24 protein-coding genes and 2 other RNA genes are annotated in these 26,037 nt (G+C 63.7%); 12 read left to right on the top strand and 14 right to left on the bottom strand.

The window, feature by feature from the left end:
• Window positions 1-42: 42 nt before the first annotated feature.
• On the bottom strand, window positions 43-681 hold the full coding sequence (locus KHN93_RS10955) for a carboxymuconolactone decarboxylase family protein (RefSeq protein WP_211920100.1): 639 nt from the start codon (window positions 679-681) through the stop codon (window positions 43-45).
• Window positions 682-1,677: 996 nt separating this feature from the next.
• Here KHN93_RS10955 and KHN93_RS10960 point away from each other — a divergent pair.
• From KHN93_RS10960 to KHN93_RS10975, 4 genes are all read left to right on the top strand, one after another.
• Entirely contained in the window at window positions 1,678-2,349 is a 672-nt protein-coding gene (locus tag KHN93_RS10960) for a TraX family protein (protein ID WP_065047516.1), read from the top strand.
• A gap of 183 nt (window positions 2,350-2,532) precedes the next feature.
• Window positions 2,533-2,949 carry a hypothetical protein gene (locus tag KHN93_RS10965; protein ID WP_212579635.1) on the top strand — a complete coding sequence of 139 codons (417 nt, stop codon included), beginning with the start codon at window positions 2,533-2,535 and terminating at the stop codon, window positions 2,947-2,949.
• Window positions 2,946-4,271 carry a PQQ-dependent sugar dehydrogenase gene (locus tag KHN93_RS10970; RefSeq protein ID WP_211920101.1) on the top strand — a complete coding sequence of 442 codons (1,326 nt, stop codon included), beginning with the start codon at window positions 2,946-2,948 and terminating at the stop codon, window positions 4,269-4,271. The genes KHN93_RS10965 and KHN93_RS10970 overlap by 4 nt, the downstream gene beginning before the upstream one ends.
• 416 nt (window positions 4,272-4,687) lie before the next feature.
• Window positions 4,688-5,368, top strand: a complete 681-nt coding sequence (locus KHN93_RS10975) for a thermonuclease family protein (protein WP_039527223.1) — start codon at window positions 4,688-4,690, stop codon at window positions 5,366-5,368.
• A gap of 158 nt (window positions 5,369-5,526) precedes the next feature.
• On the opposite strand, the gene KHN93_RS10980 is transcribed toward KHN93_RS10975, so the two are convergent.
• Window positions 5,527-5,602, bottom strand: a non-coding RNA gene (locus KHN93_RS10980) — sX9 sRNA.
• Between the two features lie 58 nt (window positions 5,603-5,660).
• Window positions 5,661-6,053 (bottom strand): response regulator, encoded by a 393-nt coding sequence (locus KHN93_RS10985; protein ID WP_372358761.1) that lies wholly within the window; start codon window positions 6,051-6,053, stop codon window positions 5,661-5,663.
• 50 nt (window positions 6,054-6,103) lie between these two features.
• Between KHN93_RS10985 and KHN93_RS10990 the strand changes: the two genes are divergently transcribed.
• Entirely contained in the window at window positions 6,104-7,384 is a 1,281-nt protein-coding gene (locus KHN93_RS10990; RefSeq protein ID WP_104559656.1) for a two-component system sensor histidine kinase NtrB, read from the top strand.
• 591 nt (window positions 7,385-7,975) lie between these two features.
• On the opposite strand, the gene KHN93_RS10995 is transcribed toward KHN93_RS10990, so the two are convergent.
• The 5 genes from KHN93_RS10995 to KHN93_RS11015 form a co-directional block, all read right to left on the bottom strand.
• Window positions 7,976-8,051, bottom strand: a non-coding RNA gene (locus KHN93_RS10995) — sX9 sRNA.
• A 59-nt stretch (window positions 8,052-8,110) separates the two neighbouring features.
• Window positions 8,111-8,797 (bottom strand): glycosyltransferase family 2 protein, encoded by a 687-nt coding sequence (locus KHN93_RS11000; RefSeq protein ID WP_102584511.1) that lies wholly within the window; start codon window positions 8,795-8,797, stop codon window positions 8,111-8,113.
• A complete protein-coding gene (locus tag KHN93_RS11005; protein WP_104559655.1) occupies window positions 8,794-9,390 on the bottom strand; it encodes a class I SAM-dependent DNA methyltransferase in 597 nt (198 codons plus the stop codon). Before KHN93_RS11005 ends, KHN93_RS11000 begins: the two co-directional genes overlap by 4 nt.
• Window positions 9,387-10,148: a PIG-L deacetylase family protein gene (locus tag KHN93_RS11010; RefSeq protein WP_102584509.1), complete on the bottom strand. Its 762-nt coding sequence runs from the start codon at window positions 10,146-10,148 to the stop codon at window positions 9,387-9,389. Before KHN93_RS11010 ends, KHN93_RS11005 begins: the two co-directional genes overlap by 4 nt.
• Window positions 10,136-11,020 carry an acyl-CoA dehydrogenase family protein gene (locus tag KHN93_RS11015; protein ID WP_104559654.1) on the bottom strand — a complete coding sequence of 295 codons (885 nt, stop codon included), beginning with the start codon at window positions 11,018-11,020 and terminating at the stop codon, window positions 10,136-10,138. Before KHN93_RS11015 ends, KHN93_RS11010 begins: the two co-directional genes overlap by 13 nt.
• 485 nt (window positions 11,021-11,505) lie before the next feature.
• Between KHN93_RS11015 and KHN93_RS11020 the strand changes: the two genes are divergently transcribed.
• From KHN93_RS11020 to KHN93_RS11030, 3 genes are all read left to right on the top strand, one after another.
• On the top strand, window positions 11,506-12,054 hold the full coding sequence (locus tag KHN93_RS11020) for a MarR family winged helix-turn-helix transcriptional regulator (protein WP_244812110.1): 549 nt from the start codon (window positions 11,506-11,508) through the stop codon (window positions 12,052-12,054).
• A complete protein-coding gene (locus tag KHN93_RS11025; protein ID WP_104559653.1) occupies window positions 12,051-13,748 on the top strand; it encodes an FAD-dependent monooxygenase in 1,698 nt (565 codons plus the stop codon). The genes KHN93_RS11020 and KHN93_RS11025 overlap by 4 nt, the downstream gene beginning before the upstream one ends.
• 113 nt (window positions 13,749-13,861) lie before the next feature.
• Window positions 13,862-14,890 carry a Gfo/Idh/MocA family protein gene (locus tag KHN93_RS11030; protein WP_104559773.1) on the top strand — a complete coding sequence of 343 codons (1,029 nt, stop codon included), beginning with the start codon at window positions 13,862-13,864 and terminating at the stop codon, window positions 14,888-14,890.
• 343 nt (window positions 14,891-15,233) lie between these two features.
• Here KHN93_RS11030 and KHN93_RS11035 read toward each other — a convergent pair whose 3' ends face one another.
• Window positions 15,234-15,509 (bottom strand): hypothetical protein, encoded by a 276-nt coding sequence (locus tag KHN93_RS11035; RefSeq protein WP_104559652.1) that lies wholly within the window; start codon window positions 15,507-15,509, stop codon window positions 15,234-15,236.
• Between the two features lie 243 nt (window positions 15,510-15,752).
• Window positions 15,753-18,011: a methyl-accepting chemotaxis protein gene (locus tag KHN93_RS11040; RefSeq protein WP_104559651.1), complete on the bottom strand. Its 2,259-nt coding sequence runs from the start codon at window positions 18,009-18,011 to the stop codon at window positions 15,753-15,755.
• 540 nt (window positions 18,012-18,551) lie between these two features.
• Between KHN93_RS11040 and KHN93_RS11045 the strand changes: the two genes are divergently transcribed.
• Window positions 18,552-18,857 (top strand): hypothetical protein, encoded by a 306-nt coding sequence (locus tag KHN93_RS11045; RefSeq protein WP_212579636.1) that lies wholly within the window; start codon window positions 18,552-18,554, stop codon window positions 18,855-18,857.
• A gap of 176 nt (window positions 18,858-19,033) precedes the next feature.
• Here KHN93_RS11045 and KHN93_RS11050 read toward each other — a convergent pair whose 3' ends face one another.
• Window positions 19,034-19,438: a GNAT family N-acetyltransferase gene (locus KHN93_RS11050; protein WP_104622690.1), complete on the bottom strand. Its 405-nt coding sequence runs from the start codon at window positions 19,436-19,438 to the stop codon at window positions 19,034-19,036.
• Between the two features lie 131 nt (window positions 19,439-19,569).
• On the bottom strand, window positions 19,570-20,439 hold the full coding sequence (locus KHN93_RS11055; RefSeq protein WP_104622691.1) for an NmrA family NAD(P)-binding protein: 870 nt from the start codon (window positions 20,437-20,439) through the stop codon (window positions 19,570-19,572).
• 143 nt (window positions 20,440-20,582) lie between these two features.
• Between KHN93_RS11055 and KHN93_RS11060 the strand changes: the two genes are divergently transcribed.
• Window positions 20,583-21,458 carry a LysR family transcriptional regulator gene (locus KHN93_RS11060; protein WP_211920102.1) on the top strand — a complete coding sequence of 292 codons (876 nt, stop codon included), beginning with the start codon at window positions 20,583-20,585 and terminating at the stop codon, window positions 21,456-21,458.
• 307 nt (window positions 21,459-21,765) lie between these two features.
• Here KHN93_RS11060 and KHN93_RS11065 read toward each other — a convergent pair whose 3' ends face one another.
• A complete protein-coding gene (locus KHN93_RS11065; protein ID WP_184352518.1) occupies window positions 21,766-22,680 on the bottom strand; it encodes a universal stress protein in 915 nt (304 codons plus the stop codon).
• A gap of 14 nt (window positions 22,681-22,694) precedes the next feature.
• Window positions 22,695-23,636, bottom strand: a complete 942-nt coding sequence (locus KHN93_RS11070; RefSeq protein WP_244812111.1) for a bestrophin family protein — start codon at window positions 23,634-23,636, stop codon at window positions 22,695-22,697.
• Window positions 23,637-23,820: 184 nt separating this feature from the next.
• Here KHN93_RS11070 and KHN93_RS11075 point away from each other — a divergent pair, with 184 nt between their 5' ends.
• Together KHN93_RS11075 and KHN93_RS11080 are read left to right on the top strand one after the other, a co-directional pair.
• Window positions 23,821-25,260, top strand: coding sequence for an ATP-binding protein (locus KHN93_RS11075; protein WP_154832004.1), 1,440 nt, complete (start codon window positions 23,821-23,823; stop codon window positions 25,258-25,260).
• Window positions 25,253-25,897 (top strand): LuxR C-terminal-related transcriptional regulator, encoded by a 645-nt coding sequence (locus KHN93_RS11080; protein WP_024939961.1) that lies wholly within the window; start codon window positions 25,253-25,255, stop codon window positions 25,895-25,897. Before KHN93_RS11075 ends, KHN93_RS11080 begins: the two co-directional genes overlap by 8 nt.
• Window positions 25,898-26,037 lie beyond the last annotated feature (140 nt).

Below are 26,037 nucleotides of genomic sequence, written 5' to 3' on the forward strand. Positions count from 1 at the left end.
CACCGGCAGGATGCGCTGCGGTTGTCGAATCCCGCCGCAGGCTCACTGGGCCCGGGCTTTGGCCAGTGCTGCCTTGGCGCGTGTGCCGGCGGCCGCACCGACACGCTTGTCCAGCACCTGGGCCAGTTCGTGCAGTTGTGCCTCGGTCACACCGATGTTCAGGCCGATCTTCAAATGCGATTGCAGCTGCGCCTCCACGCCTTCCAGGGCGGCGAGCACACTGATCGTGGCCAGTTCACGGCTCACCCAGTCCAGGTTGTCGCGGGCAAAGATGTCGCCGAACAGATGCGTCTTGAGGTACTGATCGATTGCCGGCGCAAACGCAAACAACGGCCCGGTCACCGGCGCGCCGGCCAGGCGGGTCTGGTTGGCAGTGCCCAGCGCCAGCAGCGCATCGCCGCTCGGTACCGGGCCGGGGTCGTGTCCCGGCGCATCGGCGATGCCGCGCTGCTTGCGTGCATCGGCGACCTGCATCAGCGCAGCCAGTGCATTGAGGCTGCGCGGAAACCAGGCGTACGCATACAGCTGGACCAGTACCTCCTTGCAGTCGCTGATGCTCAAGCCAGCATCGAGGCCCGTCTCCAATGCGGTGTTCAAGCGGTCGATGTCGCCGGTGGCCGCAAACGCGGCAATCGGCGCAATGGCCTGCTGCGTGGGCGACAAGGTGGCGTGTGTCGTCATGGACGTGATCTCCGAAGGGTGTGCTGCCGCGGGGGAGGGGGCAACAGAGAGCAAGACAACTGCGCCCAACAACAGTGCAGCCATGGAGGGGAGAGTGCGGCGCAGCGCGCTTGCGCATGGCATCGCATCTCTCCACCGATTTAGGGGCAAGGCAGCGCGAATCCAAGCATCCGATGCCGGACCATGCGGTGCAGATGGCGCCCCAGCTGTGCGTACACCATGCCGAGTCGAATGCACCAGGCTTGCGTTTTTCATCGCCGTCTCCTCGCCGTACATACCGGCAACGAGCATGACGCAGATGCAATGCCGCTCCATCCATCCAGCTTGCATGGTCCTATGACCGGTGCTCATCACTGCACACCCGCACTGAAACTCAAGCCATCCTGGATGGGTGCTGCTGACGACACCGGCGGGGCAGGGAGTCAGTGCTGGTCTTGGTCACGCAGCTCGTGCAATCGCATCGGTGCGGTCCTATTCTGTGCCCCTGTTTGAAGCGGCGCTGGCTGGGCATGCTGGTCGTGTCGGTCATGGTCAACGCGGTTGCCAGCAACATCATTGCGAATGCTTTCATCTGCCCGCTCCTCCAGTGGGTGGAGCCCCGCGGAGAGAGCGGCCTGGAACACGCACATCTTTCTATGACCTGTGGTCATGGCAGCGGTCCAGCGGTCGCTCGGCAAGATGAGTGGTTTCGGTTTTGCTTGAGCAGCGCAGCCTTGGAAGGAGCTGGATGTCTCCATGCCCGCCACGCCAGAGCGCCTACATTCCACTATTCTGTCGTGCGCTTTTGCAGCGACAAAGCCAGCCGGTTCAGAAGCCGCATCAGCTGCCTGTGTCAAAGAGTGGGTGATTGCCTGCTAGGTATGAGTTACAACCGTTCTTCCACCGATAGTTGATTGATGAAAACTTCACGCGGCGATGGTGATGGGCTTGGCCGCACATTCCATGGTTGTCCAAGCGCAGTTTTGCGGCGGCTGCAGCACGACATTGAGAGGCGACATGACGAGTAGCGGCAGGGAGCTCCTGAAATGGATTGCACTTGTTTTTATGACATTTGATCATGTAGTCAAGGGGTTGCTGGATGGCTACGTACCGGTTCTATCTGAACTCGGACGTATAGCCTTCCCAGTTTTCGCTTTGATCATGGCCTTCAACCTCGCTCAGCCTGGAGCCGACTACGCGAAGTCGGTAAAGCGGCTGGCTGGCTGGGGGCTCATTGCACAGCCGTTTCATGTATGGGCAATTGGTTTCCTTCTGCCGGTCAACGTCCTTATCACCTTCGCTCTTGCGACTTGTCTCGTCTGGTCAATGCAAGATCGCCGCTGGCTGCTGGCCTCGTTTCTTGGATTGCTTGCGCCAATGGCCGTCGACTATCAATGGGCCGGAGTTTGGCTTGTAGGGACAGCGTGGAGCTGGTTCCGTACTGGCGGAACGCTGCAGTCACTTTGCGGCCTGGCTTCCACGAAGCCGACTCTAGCCAAATTGCCGTGGAAGGTATGGATCTGCATGGGGTTGTTGTGTTGGTACAACGGCAATGGCTGGGCCTTGTTGGCACTTCCGCTGATGCAGCTCGGCAGGCTGCAGTTGCCAATACCCCGGCTACGTTGGGCATTTTATGGTTATTACGTTGCGCACTTGGCCGTGATCGGCCTCATCTGGACAGTAAGTTAGTCGCGTCCCGCGCTACGGATGCTGTTCGAATCGATAGCCTTGGGTGACGATGTCCTGAACCATGGGCACGAGGCTTCTGCGTCAGAGCAGCCGTCGCGCAGAGAAGACTCAGCATCACCGCGCTCATCACGTGGTAGGTGGCAGCATCGGGGCACGTTTCACCACGCGCCCAATGAGTCCGCCATGAAATCAACTGCCACGTCCGCCCGATCCTGGGCCATCCATCCGTTCCATGCAGCCGTGCTCGGCGGTGTGTGGCCGCTGTTTCTCGGTGCCTTGCTGAGCGACTACGCGTACTGGAGCAGTCATCAGATCCAGTGGGCCAATTTTGCTGCGTGGCTGCTGATCGGCGCGATGGTATTGACGACGATCGCCTTGCTGTGTGCGATCGTCGGCTTCGTTCGCGGAAGCCGCAATGTGATCTATGTGATCGCGCTCGGTGCCGCATGGATCGTCGGCTTCTTCGACGCCCTGCATCACGCACGCGATGCCTGGGCCATCATGCCGGCAGCGTTGGTATTTTCTGCGATTGCGACCGCATTCGCGCTTGTTGCAACCTGGTCGGGGCTGTCCAGCCTGCGCGTGGGAGGTGCCCGATGAAGCGTCATACCGTTACGGTCGTGTCGGTCTCCATTCTCGCTGCCGCACTCGCGTCCTGCGGCAAGGCACCCGAGCTCAAACAACACGGCGCCAGTCCCGAGCTGCCCGCGCCGGATCGCGGCCTGCTGCCCGACATGACCATCGCCGAGCCGGCAGCCTGGGGCGAACGCAAACCCACCGTGCCTGCGGGTTACCGCATCACTGCAATCGCCACCGGTCTGGGCATTCCACGCCAGACGCTGGTGTTGCCCAATGGCGACATCCTGGTGGCCGAAGGCCGGGGCGGCAACGCACCCAACCTCAAGCCCAAGGACGTGATTGCCGGTGCGATCAAGGCCAAGGGCAACACCTCGGTCAAGAGCGGCAACCGTCTGACGCTGCTGCGCGATGCCGATGGCGACGGCACTTATGAACTGAAGACCGTGTTTGCCGACAAGCTCAATGCACCGTACGGCCTGGCGCTGATCGGCAATGCGCTGTACGTGGCAAATCAGGACGCGCTGGTGCGTTTTGATTATCAGCAAGGGCAGACCAAGGCCAGCGCTGCGCCCAGCAAGGTCACCGACTTGCCGTCGGCCATCAACCATCACTGGACCAAGGCGCTGACCGCCAGTGCCGATGGACGCTATCTGTATGTTGCGATCGGCTCCAACAGCAATATCACCGAGCGCGGCATGATTGCCGAAGTCGACCGCGCCCAGGTCTGGCAGGTGGATCCGGCAACCGGCGCCCACAAGAGCTATGCCACCGGGCTGCGCAATCCCACCGCATTGGCGATCCAGCCAGGTAGCGGCGCACTGTGGGCGGTGGTCAACGAGCGTGACGAGATCGGCCCGAACCTAGTGCCCGACTACCTCACCTCGGTACGCGAAGGCGGTTTCTACGGCTGGCCCTATAGCTACTGGGGCAAGAATGTGGACACGCGAGTCATGCCGCAGGATCCGCAGAAGGTCGCCTCGGCCATCGTGCCCGATTACGCGCTGGGCTCGCATGTCGCCGCACTCGGTGTCGCGTTTTCTTCGACCACGATGGGAACGCAGTTCGGCGACGGCGTGTTCGTCGGTGAGCACGGCAGTTGGAATCGCGACCCGCCGGTGGGCTACAAGGTGGTGTTCGTTCCGTTCCGCGATGGCCGCCCGGCAGGCGACCCGATCGACTTCGTCTCCGGCTTCTATGGCGACGATGGCTTGACCCGCGGCCGCCCGGTCGGTGTCACGCTCGATCCACGTGGTGCGTTGATCGTCGCGGACGATCTGGCCAATACGATCTGGCGAGTGACGCCGGATGCGGCGCCTGTCGCGCCGCAAGCGGCTGCGCAGTAAGCCTGCCTGCATGCCCGGTTCTGCAAAGAACCGGGCAGTACTCGGTGTGTTACTTGCGCCAAGAGCGCGGGGGCAGGGGCTACCTGTAGGTCTCATCATGATCAATCCAACTTCTCAGAGACACCGGCCTTCAAGGCACTGGTTTCTATTCGCCGTCTATCGGCACCGCGATTGATCGGCGGCCAATGCAGCCGTAACGAATGCGCATCGATGAACACCGAGCGCAACACCGTCTTCGCAGACCACCGCAAGGGATAGGCATCGCCGTCCCGTTGGCATACAGTGCCGGCCCCGCGTCGGCCTGGATGATGCAGGCATCAGTGCGATGGATCTCTGGTGAGCCAATCGGCTAGACGCTGTCACCAAGGCAAAAACAGATGGACCACGCTCTGCCGATCACCCGAGGCTTGTTGTTGATGTTGTTCAGATGTTCGGTGGTGGTTGTCGTTGCACTATTCGCTTCACCCCTTATTGCAGCAGAGTTGGTCGGCCGGGCAACCGTGACCGATGGTGACACCATCACTGTCGCGCAGAAACGTATCCGCCTGTGGGGCATCGATGCACCCGAAAGCACGCAGCAATGCACCAGCAACGCTGGCAGCGCATGGCCTTGCGGCCGACGTTCCGCTGCTGCACTGGATGGCTATCTGCTCGACAAGACGGTTCGCTGCCAACCCAAGGACACCGATCGCTATGGACGGATCGTGGCCGAGTGCTATGTGCAGGGGCAGTCGGTCAACCGCTGGATGGTGCAATCCGGTTGGGCGGTGGCCTACCGCGAGTACGCCACCGCGTTCGTTGCCGACGAACGCAACGCGCAGCAACAGCGGCGCAACCTCTGGGCCGGCAGCTTTCAGATGCCTGCCGATTACCGACGCAGCAAGCGCAAGCAATCGGCACAGCGCGCTCAGGCGGCAGCGCAAACGCCTGCGCACTGCGCCATCAAGGGCAATATTTCGAGCAAGGGCAGCAAGATCTTCCATATGCCCGGGCAACGCGATTACACGCGGACCAGCATCTCACCTGCCAAGGGCGAGCGTTTTTTCTGCACCAGCCAGGAAGCGATCAATGCAGGCTGGCGGCGTGCGGCACGCTGATACCTGGCACCGTCTGCGATCCAGCGTAGAGCAGCTCACCGCGACGCCTATCAATCCTCCTGGGGTGTTCTATTCAGCCCAGTGTGGCGCAATCACCACGACCTGACACATACACATGCGCCGATAGGTAGCTGCGCTCTGACCGGCACGCCAAGAGCGGCTAAGAAAACGTGGCCAGCGGTCGTCAGGTGGTGCGGACGGCGTGCTCAGGCCTGGAGTGTACGAGCGGTACATGCCGATGCCTGGCACCGGCCGCCCGCCTGAGGGCGGCGCAAGAGTTTTGTCAGCCGCTCTAATGCCCGACAAAAGCCTCGATATTCTGGACCAGGCTGCGGCGGGTGTAGGGCTTGCTCAAGAACGTGGTCCGGCTGGGTAGTCCATTGGGAGAATGCCCCAGACCCGATGTCAGGATCGCCGGCAGATTGTTACCGTCTGCGCGCAGATACGAAATCAGGCCGTATCCATCGAGTAAGCCCGGCATCTGCAGGTCGGTGAAAACCAGCGCGATCGCCGGGTGCTTATCGATATGCTCCAGCGCGCCCTGCGCATCGGTTGCGGTGACGACCGCATAACCGCTTTCGGTCAGCAGCAGCGTGGCCAACTCGAGCGTGTCAGCATCGTCCTCGACGACAAGAATCAGTTTTTCGTTTGTAGAGCCCATAAAGCAGGTTTTCTGAGGATGCATGCATCACACTACGTTTCCCACGCGAAAAACACGTGATCGATTTGAGAACCATGAACAGCACGCAGGACTTTCCCGACCATCGCTATCGACAGGTCGTCGAGCTGTCGCTGGATTCCATCAAGGAAATTGCCTTGGACGGACGCGTCAGGTTCGTCAATGCACATGGTCTGGCGCGTGTGGCGTTTGTCGATGCCAAGTCCGTGGTGGGTCTGCCCTGGGTGTCGTTATGGCCAAAGCGATTCAGGCCACGCGTGCAACAAGCGCTCGCTGCCGCCGAGCGTGGCGAGTCGCAGCAGTTCGAGACCGAATGTACGAATGCAGACGGGCAGCTCCAGAGCTGGTTGGTGTCGACAAGCCCACTGCGTAACGCTGATGGCCAGATCGAGGGCGTGCTGGCGGTCAATCGCGACATCACCGAACGCCGGCAGTCGCAGCAAGCATTACACACGCTCAACCAGACGCTGCAGGCCCGCAGCGAGGCTACAACCAGGCACGATGAGCAGGCTGCTGCGGCGACGCACGACCAAGTACGTGCAGAGGCGCAGTCTCCAAGCATCGAGGTTGAGCTGGATATTGCACGCGCCGCGCAGCGTCTGGCTGAGCGCGTAGCCGAGCGTGCGCAGGAGGGCGAGGCAGTCGGTCAACTGTTGGCCGGTGTCGTTCACGACCTGAACAATGTGCTGCAAACCGCGGGCGCTGCCATCGATGTGGTTCAGTCGCGTGGCTCGATCGTAGAAGAGGATCAGAAGATTTTGCGCATGGCAGAGACCGCTCTGCAGCAGGGCTCGGTCATGGCCCAACGCCTACTGGGCTTTGCACGCAAGCATCCTTATGCTCCCGAACGTGTCGAGCTCAATGCGCTGGTCGCGCGCCTGCTGCCCTTGCTTCAACAGGCGGCAGGCGCTGCGGTATCGGTCGAGTGGGAGACCACGACTTGCGACAGTGACGTACTGGCGGATCCACACACGCTGGAACGGGCCTTGTTGAACCTGGTGATCAATGCGCGCGATGTCTGCGCGGTGCGTGGCAGGGTCTGCATCACCGTGGCGACGCGGACGCTAGCAGATGTGGATGCCGCCGGTCGTCGCGCCGGCGATTATGTCACCCTCTCTGTCCAGGACAATGGCAGCGGCATTGCACCTGAGATCCGCGATCAGCTGTTCGACGCCTACTTCACCACCAAACCGGCAGGCAAGGGCACCGGGCTGGGCTTGGCGCAAGTGGATGGGGCGGTCAGGCAGGCCGACGGCTATATTGAAGTGCAGTCGATGCCAGGGCAGGGCGCCTGTTTCACGCTTGGCTTCCCGGCAGCGGAGCCGTCTGGTTCCTGACATCAGAGGTAGCGGCGTCGCTCAGAGACTCTCGAGAATGCCCAGCGACGTGATGGTGCATCTGCCCATCCATTGTCTGGCGTAGTGGTGCGCGGCAAGTTGCGTGTCGAATCGCATCTCATGCCTGTGCCCATACAAGGTGATTCCATCATCGAACGACACCAGAATCTCCGGGGAGAAAACACCGCCCACCGGGACCGTATGTGCAGTCAATCGATAACGACCAATCTGCCGAAACATCGTGGGGTCCATCATAACCTCGGTAGCGGCAGTGGCCGGCGTGGCCGGCGCATTAAGTCGAGAACAGTTGCACCTTGATCGCAATTTTTTCAACTTGCAAGCGATAAAGGCAATAATCAGCAGATGACGATTAAATCAAAAAGAACACGACCGCAGTGGATTATGCACAGCTCGCTTATGCAGATAAACGCAGCTTCCATTGTCGCGACAGCTGGTGGTGATCGAGGTATCGATCGCTGGATAAACTGATTTATTTGCGCCGTTTCCAATGGCGATCCCATCCAATGCCTGGAACCGACGCGACTGCTTGCTGCTGAACAATAGTCGGCGACACACCCAACGATTAAGAGTGGCCAGCAAGGCGCAGCAGGCAGTCGCCACGCGAGTGCGGATGACGCGAAGGAATCGCAGTGCAAGAGTGCTGCATATAATTCCCAGCACCAGCCACGCCCACCTGGCGGCTACGCAGTGGTATTGATAGCCGCTCTAGACCTGATTACCCAGTACCGGCTCGTCTGCCAGTACGGCCATCTCCAGTCGAGCCAGGTGATCGCTGAATCCGCCGGTCGCACGGGCGATGCGGCGGGCGCTGGTATTGACGACCGGCTTGACCAGGCGGGCAATCTGCATGCCCGCGCGCTCCAGTGCCGAGACCAGCGCCACGTCTTCGCTGCACTTGAGCGCAGAGAAACCACCGGCTGCCACGTACGCAGCCACACTCATGCCGAGATTGGCGCCATGCACATGCGGATGCCCATCGCGGCGAATTTCCTTGGTCAGGAAGGCCTGCCGTGTCTCAGGACGGAAATCGTGCCAGTCGGTCACCTCCACCACGCCACAGAACACATCAGCAGCGCAATCGAGCTGTGCCGAAAGCCAGTCCGGCGGCACGCAGGTGTCGGCATCGGTAAACGCAAGCCAGCGCGCCCCGCGCGCAATCGCGGCTGACGCCGCCGCGGCACGCGCAATGCCGACACCACCGGAGGTGGTGACGGTTCTTGCGCCGTGCGCGCGTGCGATGGCGCCGGTGCCGTCGCTGCAGCGGTCGAGTGCGACATGGATTTCCACGCGCTCTCCCGCCAAATGCGGATGCGCGGCTGCAACCAGAATGGATTGCAGGCACTTGCCGATCAGATCCGCTTCGTTATGCGCCGGGATGGTCACCGCGATCATCGCAGCTGCTCCTGTTGCGCAATCGACGGCCCGGACATCCAGGCCTGCAGCACGAAGTCCGCATCCTGATAGGAACACAGCGTGTCCATTGCCAATGCCTGGTTCAAGGCGCTGTGGACCTGCTCGGCACTGCGCAAAGCACCGTCGAAGTCATGCCGCCAGTGACATGCCACGAGACAGCCCTTGGCGGTGAGCGAGCGGGCGAACAGCGCGACGGTCTTTTCGAACGCCGGATCGTCGAGGTAATAACCCACTTCACTGAAGACGATCAGGTCGAACAGCCCTTCCGGCCAGTCCGACGGATGCGCCGCCTGCTGCAGCGTGACCGCAGGCAGCGCCTGCACGCGCACGCTCGCCAGCTCGACCGCCTGCTGCGACAGATCCGTCGCCAGCAGCGTGTCGCAGCGCTGCGCCAGCTGCGCGGTCAGCTCGCCATTGGAACAGCCAAACTCCCAGCCGCGCGCGAACCTCGGGTAGGGCAGGGCACCGAGCAGGATGTCGCGCTTGCGTTGCTCGTACCAGCGCGAGCGATAACCGAACGGGTCTGCATCGGCATACATCTGCTCAAAGTGCTCAATGCTCAGCGCGGTCATCGGATGAAGACCTCGAACGGCCGCGCAAAGCGCTCCAGCACCGACGGCGGCAGGATCGGTGCTGCAACGGCGGGCGTGCAGTTGCCAAGCTGCGTGGCAAAGCACGCAATGGCGCGCTGCTTGGCACCCAGCACCGCGGGCGATAGATCGAAGCGCACGGCAGTGCCATCGGCAAATACCCCGTCTTCTGGACGCGACCAATGCCACGCCCAGACCGGATATTGCAGACGCCGCGCCGACTGCGCCTTGCACGCGGCATCGGTCGCACGCGATGCGGCTTCATGATCCGGATGGCCATCGCGGTCCCAGGTCACCAGCACCGTGTCCTGCGCAGTGATCAGATCGCCGAGGGCCTGTGCCATGCGCGCTTCGCATGCCGCCAGCGCGCCGTCGCCCAGGGCGAGATGGGTCAATGCGCCAGGCACTACACCCAACTGCTGCGCGGCAGCTTCCAGTTCCAGGCGCCGCGCCGGACCCAACACCTGTGGCTGCCAGCCGGGTTCGTCGGGATAGGCCTGCTCCCCATCGGTCAGCGCGATGATCAGCACCGGTACGCCTGCGGCACGCGCGGCGGCAATCAACCCGCCACATCCAAGCACCTCATCGTCCGGGTGCGGCGCCACCACCACCAGACGCTGGCCGCCTTGCATCAGGTGCGACAGCGTGGCACGTGACAGCTCGCTCAGGTAAGGCGCGGCGCGCCATGCGGCTTCCGGCGTGCCTGTGCCCTCGATGGGCTGCCCGGCTAGATCTTCCAAGGCGATGTCTCCTGTTGGCACAACTCGCCCAGGGCCTGCAGGTCGCGTTCTGCATGGTGTTGCCGAATGAACACCGACAAGTCGGCACAACGCTGCGCATGTGCGCGGTTGCCGCACAGCGGCCCTGGACCCAACGCACGTGCGACCCGATCCAGCGTGTCACGAGCCACCGCCTCGACCACGCTGCGCACCTGCAGTACGTCACGCAGATGTGCCTGCTCCGGCTGCGCATCGATGCGTGTTGCCAGCTGGCGCAACAACGCAGCGGCAGATGCCAGGCCTGCATCGATGGCGCCCAGGTGCGCGGCGGCATGCGGATCTTTGCTCACACGCGCAGAGGCACGCAGCACATCGGCAACTGCAACGGTGGCGCCGAACCAGCACGCAGCGATGCCGGCACCTCCGTGCCAGAATCCAGGTCGGGTCAGGTACGCATCACTTGCGCCAATCTGCCGCGCTGACGTATCGGAGAAGCGGACATTGGCCGTCTCGATGCCTTGCATGCCGACCGCCTGCCACGCACTGCTGTCGATCTGAATGCCGGGCTGATCCAGCGCCACGGCAAACAGGCAACTGGCGCCTGCATGGCGCGTCGTCACCAGCGCATGCGTCACTTGCGCGGCACCAGAACACCACGCCTTGGTGCCGTTAAGTACTTGTCCGGAAAAACGCATATCGGAGCCAGGCGGCTCGGCCGCCCATACCGCCCAACGCTGGGTCGGCGTGATGAGATCCACCCCCAGATCGGCGCAGATGGCTTGCGCGTCGTAATGCGCTTCCAGGAACTTGGCCGCGCACAGGTCATCTGCCGCGATATCGGCAAGCGTCTGCCAGCGTTCTATGGTGTGACCGCGCCCGGGAAGCGGCAGCATCGGATGGGTCTCGAGCCACTTGTCCGCAATCGAATGCTTGAGTCCGGCGGTAGGGGCTGAATCCGTGTGCGATGTAAAGGCAAGGGTGTGCGATGAAATACGTGCGCTCATTGGAACAAGCTAAGCAGCACACGGTGCAAGGCGTGTGACGCGTGAAGAGGGCTCTCCACGTGAAAAGCGAGCAGAAGTGCAGGGATGTTGTCGCAACTTGCTGCGCGAATCGATGCTCAGACGACAATGTCGTTCAAGTAGAAAACGACTATGTGGTCACTGACTCGTCTGCGTTATGCCACCCGTCAATAGCAGCGGGCCAATCGGCGCGATGTATCTCGACCACAGGCTCCGGATCGGGAGCGATCACAGCGGCGCGATGACGAACCTGATCGCCCATGCGTTCGACGCCAGCGCTGCTGCGTCGCTCGACTTCTGGTGCAGGGAGTTCCAAGGATGCAGGGCGCCGGCAGGAAAATGCTGCAGCCTAAAATGTGCAATTGACAACATATTGTCAAATCGGCAGCATACTGCTCATGAGCACTCAAGACGATTTACTGGCTGTCCGCAACCTGGTGATCAAGATCTTCGAGACCAATGGCCGCCTGGTCGAGACCGGTAATGCATTGGTACGCCCTGCCGGGCTGACCACTGCGTGGTGGCAGGTCCTGGGCGCGTTGGGCTATTCGCCGATGCCACTGCCGGTGGCGCATATCGCGCGCAACATGGGCATCACCCGGCAGGCGGTGCAGCGTGTCGTCGATCTATTGCTTGAGCAAGGCTTCGTTGCGCTCCAGCCCAATCCCCACCACCAGCGCGCAAAGCTGGTGGTGCTCACGCGCACCGGCCGCGCCGCGCTAAATGCAGCAGAAGCCGCCGCCGCTCCTCTAGACCAACGCATGCTGGACCGCATCGGAGCCAGACGCGTGGCAACCGCGCTCGCCGTGCTGGTCGAAATGAACGAGGTCATGGCGCAGGACGTCAGTGCGCCGACCGCGACCGCCGACGCAACACGCGTCGCCCGAAAAAAAGGCAGGCCATGAACGCTTCCGTACAACGCGACGTCGACACCGACGTCATCATCGTCGGAGGCGGCCCGATCGGGTTGACCACCGCCTGTGCGCTCGCCCATCACGGCGTCGACTTCCGCGTCTTCGAACAACGCGTGCAAGCCAGGCCGCATTCGCGCGCCAACAACCTCTGGGCGCGGCCGCAGGAGCTGCTTCACAGCATTGGCATCCGCGATGCGCTGGCGGAAAAGTCGTATCGGATCACCAAGGTCAGCACCTTGCTCAACGGGCAGACCGTCGACCCGGTGGAAATTGCCGATATCGCCAGCCCGTATGCGCAGGTGCTTTACAGCGGGCAGGACGTCATCGAAACCGTGCTGGCTGAGCAGCTCGAAGCGAAAGGCGGCAGCGTCGAGCGCGGCCGCAAGATTGTCGGCTTCGAACAGGATGCCGACGGCGTCACCGTCACACTTGCAACATGCGGCAGCGGCGACCAGGCTGACGGCCCGACCGAGCAATTGCGCTGCCGTTACCTGATCGGCGCCGATGGTGGCGACAGCGCCGTGCGCAAACAGCTCGGGCTGGATTTCGAACCGAAAAAGCTACCCAATCGCATGAACCGTCAGGTCGACGCCCAGCTGCGTTGGCGACGTTCCACCGATTTCGATCAGCTCTGGTTTTTCTACTACCCCAAGGGTTTCTGCGGTGTGCTGCCGGTGTGGGGCGGCTACCACCGGCTGTTTTTCCTGGCCGACGACACCGGCATCCCGGAGCGTGACCCGACCCTGGAGGAAATGCAGACCATCGCGCGCGAGGTGACCGAGGACCCGACGCTGACCCTGAGCGATCCGATCTGGCTGACGCATAGCCGCTTCAAGCATGGCACCGCCGCGCATTACGCCAAGGGGCGCGTGCTGCTGGTCGGCGATGCCGGCCACCGCACCTTGCCGATTGGCGGGCAGGGCATGAATGCAGGCCTGCACGATGCGATCGGTCTGGCATGGCGGCTGGCGATGACCTTGCAAGGCAAGGCCGCGCCGGTGGTGCTCGATTCCTACGACGTAGAGCGTGGCGGCGAGCACCGTGAACTGGATGAACGACAGGCGCGTGGCTTCCACAACAGCGTCTACCGCGGCCCGATCAAGGATGCGGCCATGGGCATCGCCGCCAAGCTCATGCCCACCATCGGCACGTTGATCCAGGGCTCGGACGATCTGCAGCAGTTATCGGTGGCGTATCCGCAAAGCCCGCTCAACGACGATCATCTCGGCGGCCTGCGCGAGCTACTTCAGCGCCGCGTGCCGCACTGCGGCGACCGCGCGCCCGATGCAAATGTCGTCGCCGCCGATGGCACCTCGACAACGCTGTTCGCCCATCTCTACAACCCGGATGGATGGAGTTGGGGATGGGCGCTGCTTGCCTTCGACGGGCGGCAGCACGATGCCATGCCACAGCTGCGGCTGGCGCTTGCCGGGCTGGAGGCGTGGCCGTGGCTGCGGCCCAGACTCATCCTGGGCGCCGCCGTGCCGCAGCCCGACGACGCCACCGCACTCTCGGATCTGGACGGTGCTGCGCACGCCGCCTATGGCATTGCGGACACCAGCGTGCTGATCCTGGTGCGGCCCGACGGCCACATCGCCTTCCGCGGTCGTGCCGATGCGCCGGAACATCTGCACTCTTATTGCAAGCGCGTCTTCGACCCGGCGACAGAAGGCGCTGCACGCTGAGCCTGCAGTGATCCATCCAAACCGCTCGATGACGCTGCGCAAGCTGACACCACCGGGAATGCTGCTCCCGCTTTGCTAGGATGCGCGCACATGCTACCCAGGAGGCCAAGCGCATGACGCCCACAGTGTTTCCCGAGCCCGAGCTGTTCCTGCCGCAGCGCGGCGAGCCCTCGTTGCGGTGGGGAGTGCTGGGGCCTGGAGCGATCGCCTCGGCGTTTGTGAGCGCGTTGCGCCGCCATACCGGGCAACAGCCATTTGCAGTGGCCTCGCGCACGCGTGCGCGTGCGGAGGCCTTTGCCAGCACTTGGGAGATGCAGCGCGCCTATGACAGCTACGAGGCGCTGGTTGAGGACCGCGATGTCGACATCGTCTATATCGCCACACCGCACAGCGAACATCTGCAGCAGGGCTTGCTGGCGCTGCGTGCCGGCAAACATGTGTTGATCGAAAAGCCCATCACCACCTGCGCCGACGATGCGCGCGTGCTGGTGCAGGAGGCGCGGCAGCGCGGTCTGTTCCTGATGGAAGCCATGTGGAGCCGTTACCTGCCGCATACCTCGGTGCTGCGGCAACTGCTGGCCGATGGCGCGTTGGGCGAGCTTCGCCATGTGTTCGCCGATCTGAGCCAACGCGGCCCTGACGATGCGACGCACCGCCAGCGCAATCCTGCGCTCGGCGGCGGCGCGCTGCTGGATCTGGGCGTGTATGCGGTGCAGTTCTCTTCGATGATCCTGGGCGCACCGACCGCGATCACGACCACCGGCGCGCTGACCGACACTGGCGTGGATGCCTTCTCCACCATGGTGCTGTCGCATGGCGGCACCGCGCAATCCACGCTGATCAGCTCCATCGTGGCCCGCAGCAGTTCCACCGCCTATGTCACCGGCAGCCAGGGCCGCATCGACCTTGCCGGCGAGTTTCACAACCCGACCGCGCTGAGCCTGGTCGGCAACGACCACGCCAGCATGCCGGCAGTGTGGACGGATCCGACCGGAATCAGCGGCTACGCGGGCCTGTCGTGGCAAGCGACAGCCGCGGCGCGCTACATCGGGGAAGGGCGCAAGGAATCTCCACTCCATCCGCTGGATGAAGTAATCCAGATCATGACCACCCTGGATGCGGCGCGGGCACAGCTGGGATAGCGGGCAGGGCGTCTGCATCAGCCAAGGCGCGTTTGCAGAGAGTGCAGCGCATGGTCATGCACGATGTTCAAAAACCGCATTGCCAAGTGCAGCACGTATTGCAGCTGATGCAAGCCCGCCCGCCTGCCGATGAGCGCAGGCGAGCGATGATCAACGCGTAGCGCGCCTGAGCGCGGTTTTTCACAAACAGGATGGAATCGACGCTCTTCAAGCGCCGGCCCGACGCGCAGGGCCGGCCGCCGTAAAAACAAAACCCCGCGTATGCGGGGCCTTGTCACGATCTATATGCGCGATGCGCGATGGACGCGCTTTGGCACTGCCAGGCGCGTTTCGTCAGACGCTCTTAGGGCAGATCGCACTTGATTTTCGCGTCCACATAATAGGGCTTTGGGACGTCCGGGTTCTTGCTGGACCTCTCGAACACCACCTCGAACGAGTCCAGATCCACGCTGCCGTTGCGCGACTTGCAGGCGTCCTGCAGTTTCTGCTTTACCGCCGCGATACCCGCGTCGCGATTGGCGCCATCGGCGCTATTGGTCAGATTGGCGATCTCGGCAAATGCAGGCGAACTCAGACCCAGCAGGCAACCGACAGCCATAAGCGTGTGCAGTTTCTTCATACAGTCTCCTTTGCGATGTCTTTGATCTTCCGGGGACATGGACGACAACGGCGATCGATATTCAGCGCAACAGGGCGCCGCGCGGTCCAGCCCGGCGCAGCATAGGTCGTGCGGGTTAAGGCATCGTGCAGGCGTTCGCACATCAGGTACCGGATCGCTTTGGCGCCAGAGTTAGCTGCATTCGCTCAGCCCCCAAAAGCAAACGGCCCGGACCAGCCGGGCCGTTGTTTGCGATGCGACAGATCAGAACTCCTGCCAGTCGCTTGCATCGTGCGATGCGCCTGCGGCCACCGCCCGTTTCGCTACAGGTGCCTGGCGTCCCGGGCTTTTGACAGCGGAAGGTCGGCCGGCAATCTCGCTGAGCTTTGCCGCAACCGGCGCTGCCGGCCGCGTGGTGCGCGTGCTGCCCTCGCTGATCTTGAACACCGACACTGCCTGCGTCAGCTGCACGGCCTGTTCTTCCATCGAGCGTGCGGCGGCGGTGGCTTCTTCCACCAGCGCTGCGTTTTGCTGTGTGGTTTCGTCCATCTGTGTCACGGTGGTGTTGACCTGTTCGATACCGGCCGACTGTTCCTGCGATGCCGCAGAAATCTCGCCCATGATGTCGGTCACGCGCTGCACGCTGGCCACGATTTCGGCCATCGTGGAACCTGCCGTATGCACCAGCGTCGAGCCTTCGGCGACCCGCTCGACCGAATCGTCGATCAGGCTCTTGATCTCCTTCGCCGCAGCGGTGGAGCGCTGGGCCAGGGTGCGGACTTCCGACGCCACCACCGCAAAGCCGCGGCCTTGTTCGCCGGCACGTGCGGCTTCCACCGCCGCGTTCAAGGCCAGGATATTGGTCTGGAACGAGATCCCGTCGATGACGGAGATGATGTCGGCAATCTTCTTGGACGAGGCCTCGATCCCGGCCATGGTGCCTACCACCTTGCTCACGATCTCGCCGCCCTGCGATGCCACGCCGGCCGCACCGATCGCCAGTTGATTGGCCTGACGGGCGTGTTCGGCATTCTGGCGCACGGTGGAGGTGAGCTCTTCCATCGAAGCGGCGGTTTCTTCCAGATTGGCCGCCTGCTGCTCGGTGCGCTGCGACAGGTCCTGATTGCCTGCGGCGATTTCGCTGGCGGCAGAGTTGATCGACACGGCCGAGTGCTGGATGCGGCCAACAATCTCTGCCAGCTGCGCGGCAGTGGCGTTGGCGTCGTCACGCATCTGCGCAAACACGCCCTTGAACTCGCCGGTCATCCGCGCGGTCAGGTCGCCTGCGGCGATGGATTGCAGCAGCGACGACAGCGATTGCAGGTTGCCGTCGGCAGTGGCCATGAGCTGGTTGAGGCTGTCGACCATCACATGGAAGTCGTACTGGAAACGCTCGGCATCGCCGCGTGCACTGAAGTCGCCGTTGGCTGCGGATTGCGCCAGCTGCTTGATCTCGCGGTTCATCGCAGACAGGTTGGCCTTCACCTCGTCCATGGTCTGCGTGAGCACGGCCTTCTCGCCGGGCAGGCGGTCCATGCTCTCGCTGAGGTCGCCGACGGCGTAGCGCCCCATGATGCGTGCCAGGTTGGTCTGTACCGCCAGATGCGACGCCACCAGCGTATTGGTGTCCTTGGCCATGCGGCCATAGTCGCCAGGAAACGCCGCGGCATCGATGCGGAAACTGGTCTGGCCATCATCGTGGCGCCTGGCCATGTCGCTCTGCGCGTCGAGCAAGGATTGCAGCTGCCTCTGCATGCCACGCATGGCGCGCAACAGACGGCCGGTTTCATCCTTGGCGTCGCTTTCCACGTCATTGTCCAACTGGCCGTTGGCAATTGCCTCTGCGGCCTTGGTTGCGCGTGCGAGCGGCTGGGTCAGGCTGCGGGTGATGAGCCAGGCAAGCAGGCTGCTGATCACCACCACGGCAACGCCACCGGAGATGATCAGCAGCTTGCCGCGGTTCATCGACGCCACTGCATCGGCATAGGCTTGCTGGCTCTGGCCTTCCTGACGCGTCACCAGCTCGCGGATCTTGTCCTGCCATGCCATCGTCGCCGGGCGCGCCTTTTCGCTGAGCAAGGCCTGCGCTGGCGCATTGTCGTTTTTAGCGGCAAGTACCATGACCTGGTCGTTGATCTTGCCCGAGATGGCACGTCGCGCATCCATCTCGGCGCGAATCTTGCGACCTTCCTCGGAGCTGGGCAGCGTATCGAGCTTGGCACGCAGCTCGTTGTAGCGCTGGCGCTGCGCCTTGATGGTGGTGAGCGCTTCGTTGTTGAGCTCATCGCTGGTGGCCATGGCATAGGTGCCCAGCGCGATCAGGATGGATGAGTTGGCATCCAGCATGCCATTGCCGATCTGGATCTTGGCCATGCGATCGAGCACGATGAAATCGAATTGCTGCCTTGCATTGGCCATGGTGACCAGGCCGGTCGCCACCAGCAGGCTCGACAGCAGAATCAGGATTCCGAAGGCGACGCCGAGACGGCGCCCGACGTTATAGCGTTGCAAATAGGCAGTCATGCGAGTCGTCCTGATGTCCAGTGGGTGGCACCGGCTGGCAGGCCACGTGATGTTCGCGTGAATGCCTCGGCAACGTGATAACGACGCAAAAAACAGAAACTTAAACCACCCGCTCCAGGCCGCGTTTAGCTCACATTTTCGTTCACGCAGGTCAGGAAAAAACCGACTTTCGGCGCGGCGATTCGCAGCGTGATAATGCTGACGTTGCTTGCCTCGGCATCGTGCTCGATGCTTGGCCTGTTCGTATGGACGCCAGCTGCGGCAGCGAGCGACCTGTCTGATTAGATTCTCTGGTTTACGTCCCGCGATACAGCGTCCAGCGCAAGCTGCGTGACGGTGTCGATGGGCGTCAATCGTGCTGCTTCATCACTTGGTTCGCGTGCTTGGCCTGGGAGTGGCCTGCACCCATCGGCGCTGGCGCGGGATATGCCGTTGGCTGGCTCCCGGCGCGTTGGTCAGCCGGCGCGTCCGCTCTGGATGCCAGGTCGTGCCATCACCGGCTCACTCCGCCACCACGCCTTAAGCGTGATCATGTTCACCATGAACAGCAGTCAGATCACCGCGCGAACGATCACGGTCACCCCGGCAAGCACCGCATCTGCCAGTAGCGAGGTGGTGGTGCAGTTGTCGGCCAGCCCGGACCCGCGCTGGCAGGCGTGTTTCCATTTCGTCGTGCAAGGCCGCGATGGCTTCTTCCTGCAGGGCAGACCGGTGTTCGACAACGCAAGCTTTTACGGGGTCTTGCAGGCCGGGCAAGCCGAGGCCTTCCGCCAGGAACTGCCGGATGTGCTGGTATCGGCCAGCGTGCTCGCGCGTGCCCAGATGAACAAGGACGCAGCGCGATAAGCGTGCTCCTTCAGCAGTAGGAAGTGCTCAGAGCGTCGTGTTCGGTGGCGGGTACTTGGTGACCAAAAGCGGTGATACGGCGAGGCTAGGTGTCTGCACGATCGCTCGGGCATCCCTACACCGTGAAAAACATCGTCACTGCGCAGGTCAGCATCGCCCGCAGATAGCATGCAGCACTACAACTCGAGCGCCATATCCCACCGTTCCAGACCCGGCGCATAGCCATCCACCGTCACTTGCTGCACGACAAAGCCGAAGCGGGCATAGAACTGCCGCGTGTGTTGACTGGTATCCAGGATGACACGCCGGACATCCGGCATCTGGCGCAATGCTTCAAGCCGGGCCTGGAGTAACTGCGTCCCCACGCCGCAGCGGTGCAGGCGCGGGTGGACCATGCCCCAGCACAAGCTCGCCGTGGTGCCATCGGCGTCGATCGCGTAGCCGGCACAGCCAGCGACAGCGTTGCTGCGCTCTAGCAGTTGGTAGTGCCACGCCGCGGCGTGATGGCTCAGGAAGCCGGCGAAGTCGGCACGTTCACCGGCGCTGAAGAACACCGGCACATTCGCATCGAAGAGGGCCATGCAGGCGTCGAAGTCCCGAGATTGATACGGCCGAATCGTGTCCATCTGCATAGTCTGCCTCAGACGCGCAGGTGCCATGCAGCGGCATGACATCCTGCCCGTGATCGCCACGCCTGCCGCGCCACCTGCGCTCAGGCCCGAGCCGTCGCCTCGCGCACGAAGTCTTCGTAGGTGCGCAGCGGACGCCCCAGCATGGCCTGCAGCGTTTCTACCGCGCCGTCGGCCGCCCGCATGCCGTGGGTCTGGATGCCGGCCATCATCAGGCGCATGTCATAGGCCAGCCAGGAGGGGCCGTAGGCGGCCATCTGCGCTTCGAAGGCGGCCACGTCATCGCCCGCATAGGCGATCTCGCGCCCAAGTACCGCACTCCAGACCTTCGCGGCGGAGGGGCCCGTCACTGCATGCGGGCCGACCAGTTCGAGCGTGACACGCTCAAGTGCGGCGGGTGCGCGGTCGCGGCGCAGCAACTCGGCAACCGCGATGTCGGCGATGTCGCGCGCATCGATCATGGCCACACCTGCCGAGCCGATCGGCATCGGGTAGACGGCGTACTGTTGAATCGTCTGCTGGATCATCGCTTCGTTCTGCATGAAATACGCCGGGCGCAGAATCGTGGCAGCAATGTCGAGGCTTTCGATCATGCGCTCGACCGTGTGCTTGCCGGTGAAGTGCGGCACGTTGGTGAACCTGTCGGCATGGATCACCGACAGGTACACGATGCGCTCGATCCCTGCCTCCTTGGCAAGATTCAAGGCGATCAGCGCCTGCGTCACTTCGTCGGGAGTGACCGCATTCAATAGGAACAGCGTGCGCACCGACGACAACGCGGCGCGCATCGACGCGACGTCGGTGAGGTCTGCGACCACTTCGGTGACACCGGTCGGGAAAGCGCGCTTGCCGGGTTGGCGAACCAGTGCCTTGACCTCGGCGCCTGCGTCGGCCAGGCCCTGGGTGATCAGGGAACCGATGGTGCCGGTGGCACCGGTAACGAGAATGCTCATGTGAATCTCCTGCTATGGAAGGAAGAGGTGTCAGTGCGACATGTTTCGCCGTGACTGACGTTGCGGTGACGAGACGATAGGTCGTTGCATCGCCAATACAAAGACGCCAAGATGTAGACGCCTGGTTTCAAATCTGGAACACCATGGATCTCAATGCATTGATCGATTTCGCGCTGGTCGCGGCGAACCAGGGCCTGGGAAAGGCCAGCCGTGCCAGCGGCAGATCCAAAGCGACCCTGTCGCGTCGCATTGCCGAGCTGGAGGAGCAACTGGGAGTGCGACTGGTCGAGCGCAGCGCACGTGGCCTCAGGCTCACCGAGGCCGGGCAGCTGCTGATGCAGCGCACCGAAGTGCCGTTGAGCGAGGTGGCCGAAGCCATGTCAGCCGCACGCGAGGGGCTCTCGAGCCCGCGTGGGCGCTTGCGGGTGGCATCGCCGGTGCTGTTCTCGCAACTGGCGATGGGACGGATCGGCGCAGAGTTCTGCGCGGCCTATCCGGAGATCACGCTGGAGGTGGTGGCCGAGGACCGCACGGTCGATCTGGTGGAAGAGCAATTCGATGTGGCCATCCGCATCAATCCCAACCCGGACAGCAGCCTGGTCGGGCGCTGCTTCGCCAGGGATCGGCTGGTGGTCGTGGCCGCGCCCGGCATCGCCATGCCGACCGGCGGCGCGGTCACATCACTGCCTGCCGTGGTGATGTCGAGCTTCCAGCCGACCACATGGACGCTCGATGACGGGCGTCTGGTCCTGGAACCCATTCCAAGACTGCGGTTTTCCTCGTTCCTGATGGTCCGCGACGCGGCGATGGCAGGCGGTGGCATCGCGCTGATTCCGCAGTCGATCGCATGGAACCAGCTCGCCCGTGGCGAACTGGTGCAGTGGGGCACCATCGCTGGCGCGGAGCCGGCGCTGTGGGTGTTGCACACGTCCAGGCGCCTGGCTGCCCCGAAGGTGCGTGCCTTCGTGGACTTCATGTGCGACGGGTATCCGGATGCGTCGCTTATGCTGAAGGGGTAGGGCGCTGCATCCAGCTTGTGCGCGCCAGCCTGTGTGGCAGCCAGCGTGGACGCATTATCGCCTGGACAGATCCACCACAGAGGTGCAGATAGCGCTGCGAAAGTGCTGATCGATAAGCCGGTCCACACGTTGATGGCAGGCCCGCTTGCGCGTCCTCGAATATGCTGGTGCGGGCCCGCCGCTAGGTCATGACGTCGGTAAAAACCGCCTCGCGCTCAGGGATGCATGCCGCGATGAGGCAGGTTCTCCCTTGCCCAGCTGACGACTTCAGATGCCCACTCAGCCGCTCGCCGAGCACTCGGTTGCCTCACACGCGCAATAACCGCTTGGCCAGGCTGCGGCCGCGCGCAGCGTCGGCTTGCTCGCCGCCAGCGCCCAGGATCGGGCGGCGCAGATGGGGCGGCGGAAGACAGATCAGCACGCAGGGCGTCTTTGCCAGTGCCGACTGCAGCGAGGAGCGCCAGACGCCGCGGCGGACGACGGCGTCGTGTTCGACCACCAGCACATCGGCGCAGGCGCGTTTGAGCAAGCCGGCGATCTCGCGCCGCGGATTGCCGATGGCGACGTGGATGCGCACGCGCAGGTCCTCGTCGGGCAGTTGCTGGACCAGGTCGCCGAGCCAGCTGGCGGCCGCGTCTTCGCTCAGCGGCTTGTCATTGAACAGGCTGTCCACCAGCAGGCCTTCGCTGATTTCCGGCACGACGTGCAGCAGGTGCAGGTCGGCGCCGCGGCGACGCGCCAGGGCGGCGGCATCGCGCAGCGATTCCAGGCTGGTTTCGCGGCCGGTGATCCAGCAGGCGACGTGGCCGCCGACGGCGCCATCGCGCGGGATCGCATCGGCGTAGGGCAGGGTGAGCATAGGCGTGGCCACGCGCTGCAGCACGCGCGCGCGTAGCGACACATGCAGCGGGCGCGGCAGGCCGGTGCGCTCGGACGGCGGCATGATCAGCAGCGCGTCGTCACGGCTGCGGCAGAACGAGACGATGCCGGCGGCGGCGGGGCCGCCGGCGAGTGCGCGCTCGCAGCCCGGGTAATTGGAAGCCTCGGCAAAGAACGCATCCAGCGATTGCTGGGCCTGCGCACGCTTGCCCTTGGCGTGCACGTGCAGGATGGTCAGGCGTGCGCGCAGGCGGTCCACCAGTTGCGCCACGGTCGGGATGGCGGCATGGCAGGTCTCGGAAAAATTGGTGGCAAAGATCAGGTGGGTGGGGGTGGTCTGCATGGCTGGCTCCGTGGTCAGTAGATGAAACCGTCGATGGCGCGCACTTCGCGCAGCGGTACGCGCTGGCCCAGCATTTCGCGCAGGGTGAGTTCGATGCCGCGCGACAGCGCGGTCATCGGGGTGTCGTGCACGGTGTTCTCGAACGGGTCTTCGATGGCGCTGCTGGCGCTGTCGATGGCGATCAGGGTGAAGCTGATCAACACCGAGGCGATCGGCATGGCCAGGCCCATGCCGGCGATCAGGCCCAGCGGCACCAGCCAGCAATACATGTTCACCAGCGTGCGCGGCAGCGAGGAGAACTGCCGCGGCAGCGGGGTGTTCTTGATGCGTTCGCAGGCGCCCTGGATATTGGCCAGCGTGGTGAGGTTGGCGTCCAGCGACGACCAGCGCAGGCTGTCGAGCATGCCCCAGTCGCGCGCCTGCTGCAGTTGCTGGCCCAGCCGCAGGGTGAGCGCGTTGGGGACGTTGGCGTAGCCGCGCAGGTCGTCGGCGCGTGCCTGGCCGAGCAGCCCGGCCAGCTCGGGAAACGGGTTCTGCCGGCGCAGATGGCAGCGCAAGGCGTGTACGAAGGCGACCAGGTGCACCACGATATCGTTGCGCAGTGCGGCCTGGCGCGGGTCGGCCGGGTCCACATCCAGCGCGGTCAGGGCCTGGCGTGCGATGGCGCGCGAGGTGTTCACCAGCGCGCCCCAGAGTTGGCGCGCCTCCCACCAGCGGCCATAGGCCGCATTGGCGCGGAACGCCAGGAAGATGGTGAGCGCCGAGCCGAGCTGGGCCAGCGGCAAGGCTTCGATCGACAGCCACTGCCAGCCGAAGAAGGTGTAGAGCACGGCCACGGCGCAGTCGAACGCCAGCAACACCAGCAGGCGCTTGTAGGTCTTGGGCCAGATGCGTCGCAACGGAAACGTATCGCGGGTGATCATGGGAGAGGCAACATCGACGTGGGGTGGATGCATTACACCCAGCCTCCACGGTCGTGTCTGCCATCCTTGCGCCAGCGTTGGACAGTGCACGCACCGTCCGAACGATGCGGCCGGGCTATCTTTCGATAGGGTGAAATCCGCAGGCCTGGCCACGATGCTGTGGCATCAACCATCGCAAGAGAGGAGCGGCATTGCAGCGCACGTGCATGGGTAGGCAATGGACAGACTGAGACTGCCATTCAAGTGGCGCGGGCAGGTGGTCAAGCTCAATCGCGGCCCGACGCTATGGGCGTCGCTGGCGATGCTGGCCTCGCTGGTGTGGGCGGAGTGGTACTCGCACCTGGGCGTATCGCTGGGGCTGCTGTACATCCTGCCGGTGGTGCTGGCGGCCACGGTGTTGTCGCGGCGCGACATCGTCATTGCCGCGATCGCCTGTGCGGTGCTGCGCGGCCTTTTCGTCACCGACGAAACCCCGGTCGAACAGGCACTGCGCTTTTTCATGGCGACGGTTGCCTATGCCGGCTGCGGGCTGCTCGTGGCCGAAATCAGCCGCACCCGCCGGGTGATCCTGGCCCATTACGTGCAGCTGCGCGCCGAACAGCGGCTGCGCCGGCGGCTGGAGCGGCAATTGCGGCTGCTTGCCGAGAGCAGCCCGGCGGCGTTGCTGACCGTGGCCGGCGACGGCCGCATCGTGGCGGCCAACCGCGCCGCGCACGAGATCCTGGACATGGCCGAGGAGGGCGGGCTGGAAGGCCGCGCGGTGCGTGAGTTCCTGCCGCTGCTGGACGATGCGCTGAGCATGAGCGCCAACCTGGATGGCATGCGGACGTCGGCCAGCACCTGGGGCTGCCGCAGCGACGGCACCCGCTTTCCGGCCACCACCTGGTTCTCGGTCTACGAAGACAGCGCCGAGCGTCACCTGGCCGCGATCCTGGTCGACACCAGCGAGGAAGTGCGCGCGCGCGAATCGGCGCACTTCGACGATGTGCTGAAGAACAATCGCCTGCTGGCCGGCGCGGTGTCGCACGAGATCCGCAACCTGTGTTCGGCGGCGGGTGTGGTCACCTCCAACCTGGCGCGGCATCCGGCCATTGGCGCAGATCCAGATCTGGCCGCGTTGCGTAGCCTGGTGGCGGCACTGATGGAGCTGGCGTCCTTCAACCTGCGTCGGCAGTTGCCCGACGACGCGCATGAAACGCGGCTGCAGACGCTGTGCAGCGAGCTGGATGTGATCATCCGTTCGGACTGGGAGGACGTCGATGGCCAACTGGTGATCCAGATCGCGGCCGACTTCCCTTCGGTGCACGGCGACCGCCATGCGTTGCTGCAGGTGCTGCTCAATCTGGCGCGCAATTCGCTGCGCGCGGTGCAGGCGCTGCCACCGCAACGCCGCCAGTTGATCGTCAGTGCGCGCCTGGAGCAGGAGCGCGCGGTGCTGAGCGTGCGCGACACCGGGCCCGGCATCGCCGAGCCGGGCCGCCTGTTCCAGCCGTTCCGCAGCGACAGCGACGGTTCCGGGCTGGGGCTGTACATCTCGCGTGCGCTGATGGCCAACCAGGGCGGTCTGCTGCGTTACGCGCCCGGCGGCGAAGGCGCCTGTTTCGAGCTGCATCTGCCGCTGGCGCATGCAGCATATGCGGAGGCGCTGGATGGATGAGTCGCGGCGCGCACCGGTGCGCCTCTACCTGCTGGACGACCACACGCTGTTCCGCGAGGGCCTGCTGCGCCTACTCGGTGCCGACGCCCGCTTCGAGGTGGTCGGGCAGTCCGGCGCATTGGCGCAGGCCATCGTACAGATCGCCTCGCTGACGCCGGACGTGGTCATCCTCGACTACGACATGGGCGAGTACAACGCGCTGGATTACATGCGGCGCCAGGCCGAGCAGGCGCGCCGTCCGGCCACGCTGGTCGTCACCGCCGGGCTGCCCGAGCGCGACGCACTGGCCTTGATCCGGCTCGGGGTGTCCGGCATCTGCCGCAAGGATGTCTCCACCGATGAACTGATCGACAGCATCCATGCGGTGGCGATGGGCCGGGTGCTGATCGACCAGCGTTATCTGCAATCGCTGGTCGCCCAGGGCACCCAGGAAAGCCGGCCCAGTTTCACCGACCGTGAGCGCGAAGTGCTGCGTGGCCTGCTGCGCGGGCAGTCCAACAAGTTGATCGCACGCCAGCTCGGCAGTTCGGAAAGCGCGATCAAGGCCACCTTCCAGCAGCTGTTCAACAAGCTCGACGTGCGTTCGCGCAGCCAGTTGGTGATGGTGATCCTGCAGGATTATCGCGACCTGGTGTGAGGCGTCTTGTTCCTTTGAAAGACACCGGGCGAGCGATGCAGATGCACATGCTTATCCGTTGAACCCGATGCAGTTGCAACGGCACGCTGACAGATAGGGCGTGCGACAAGGCCGCATGTGTGACGCTGATCTGCCGCCTT

Source organism: Xanthomonas arboricola pv. juglandis (assembly GCF_905367715.1).
GTDB lineage: Bacteria > Pseudomonadota > Gammaproteobacteria > Xanthomonadales > Xanthomonadaceae > Xanthomonas > Xanthomonas arboricola.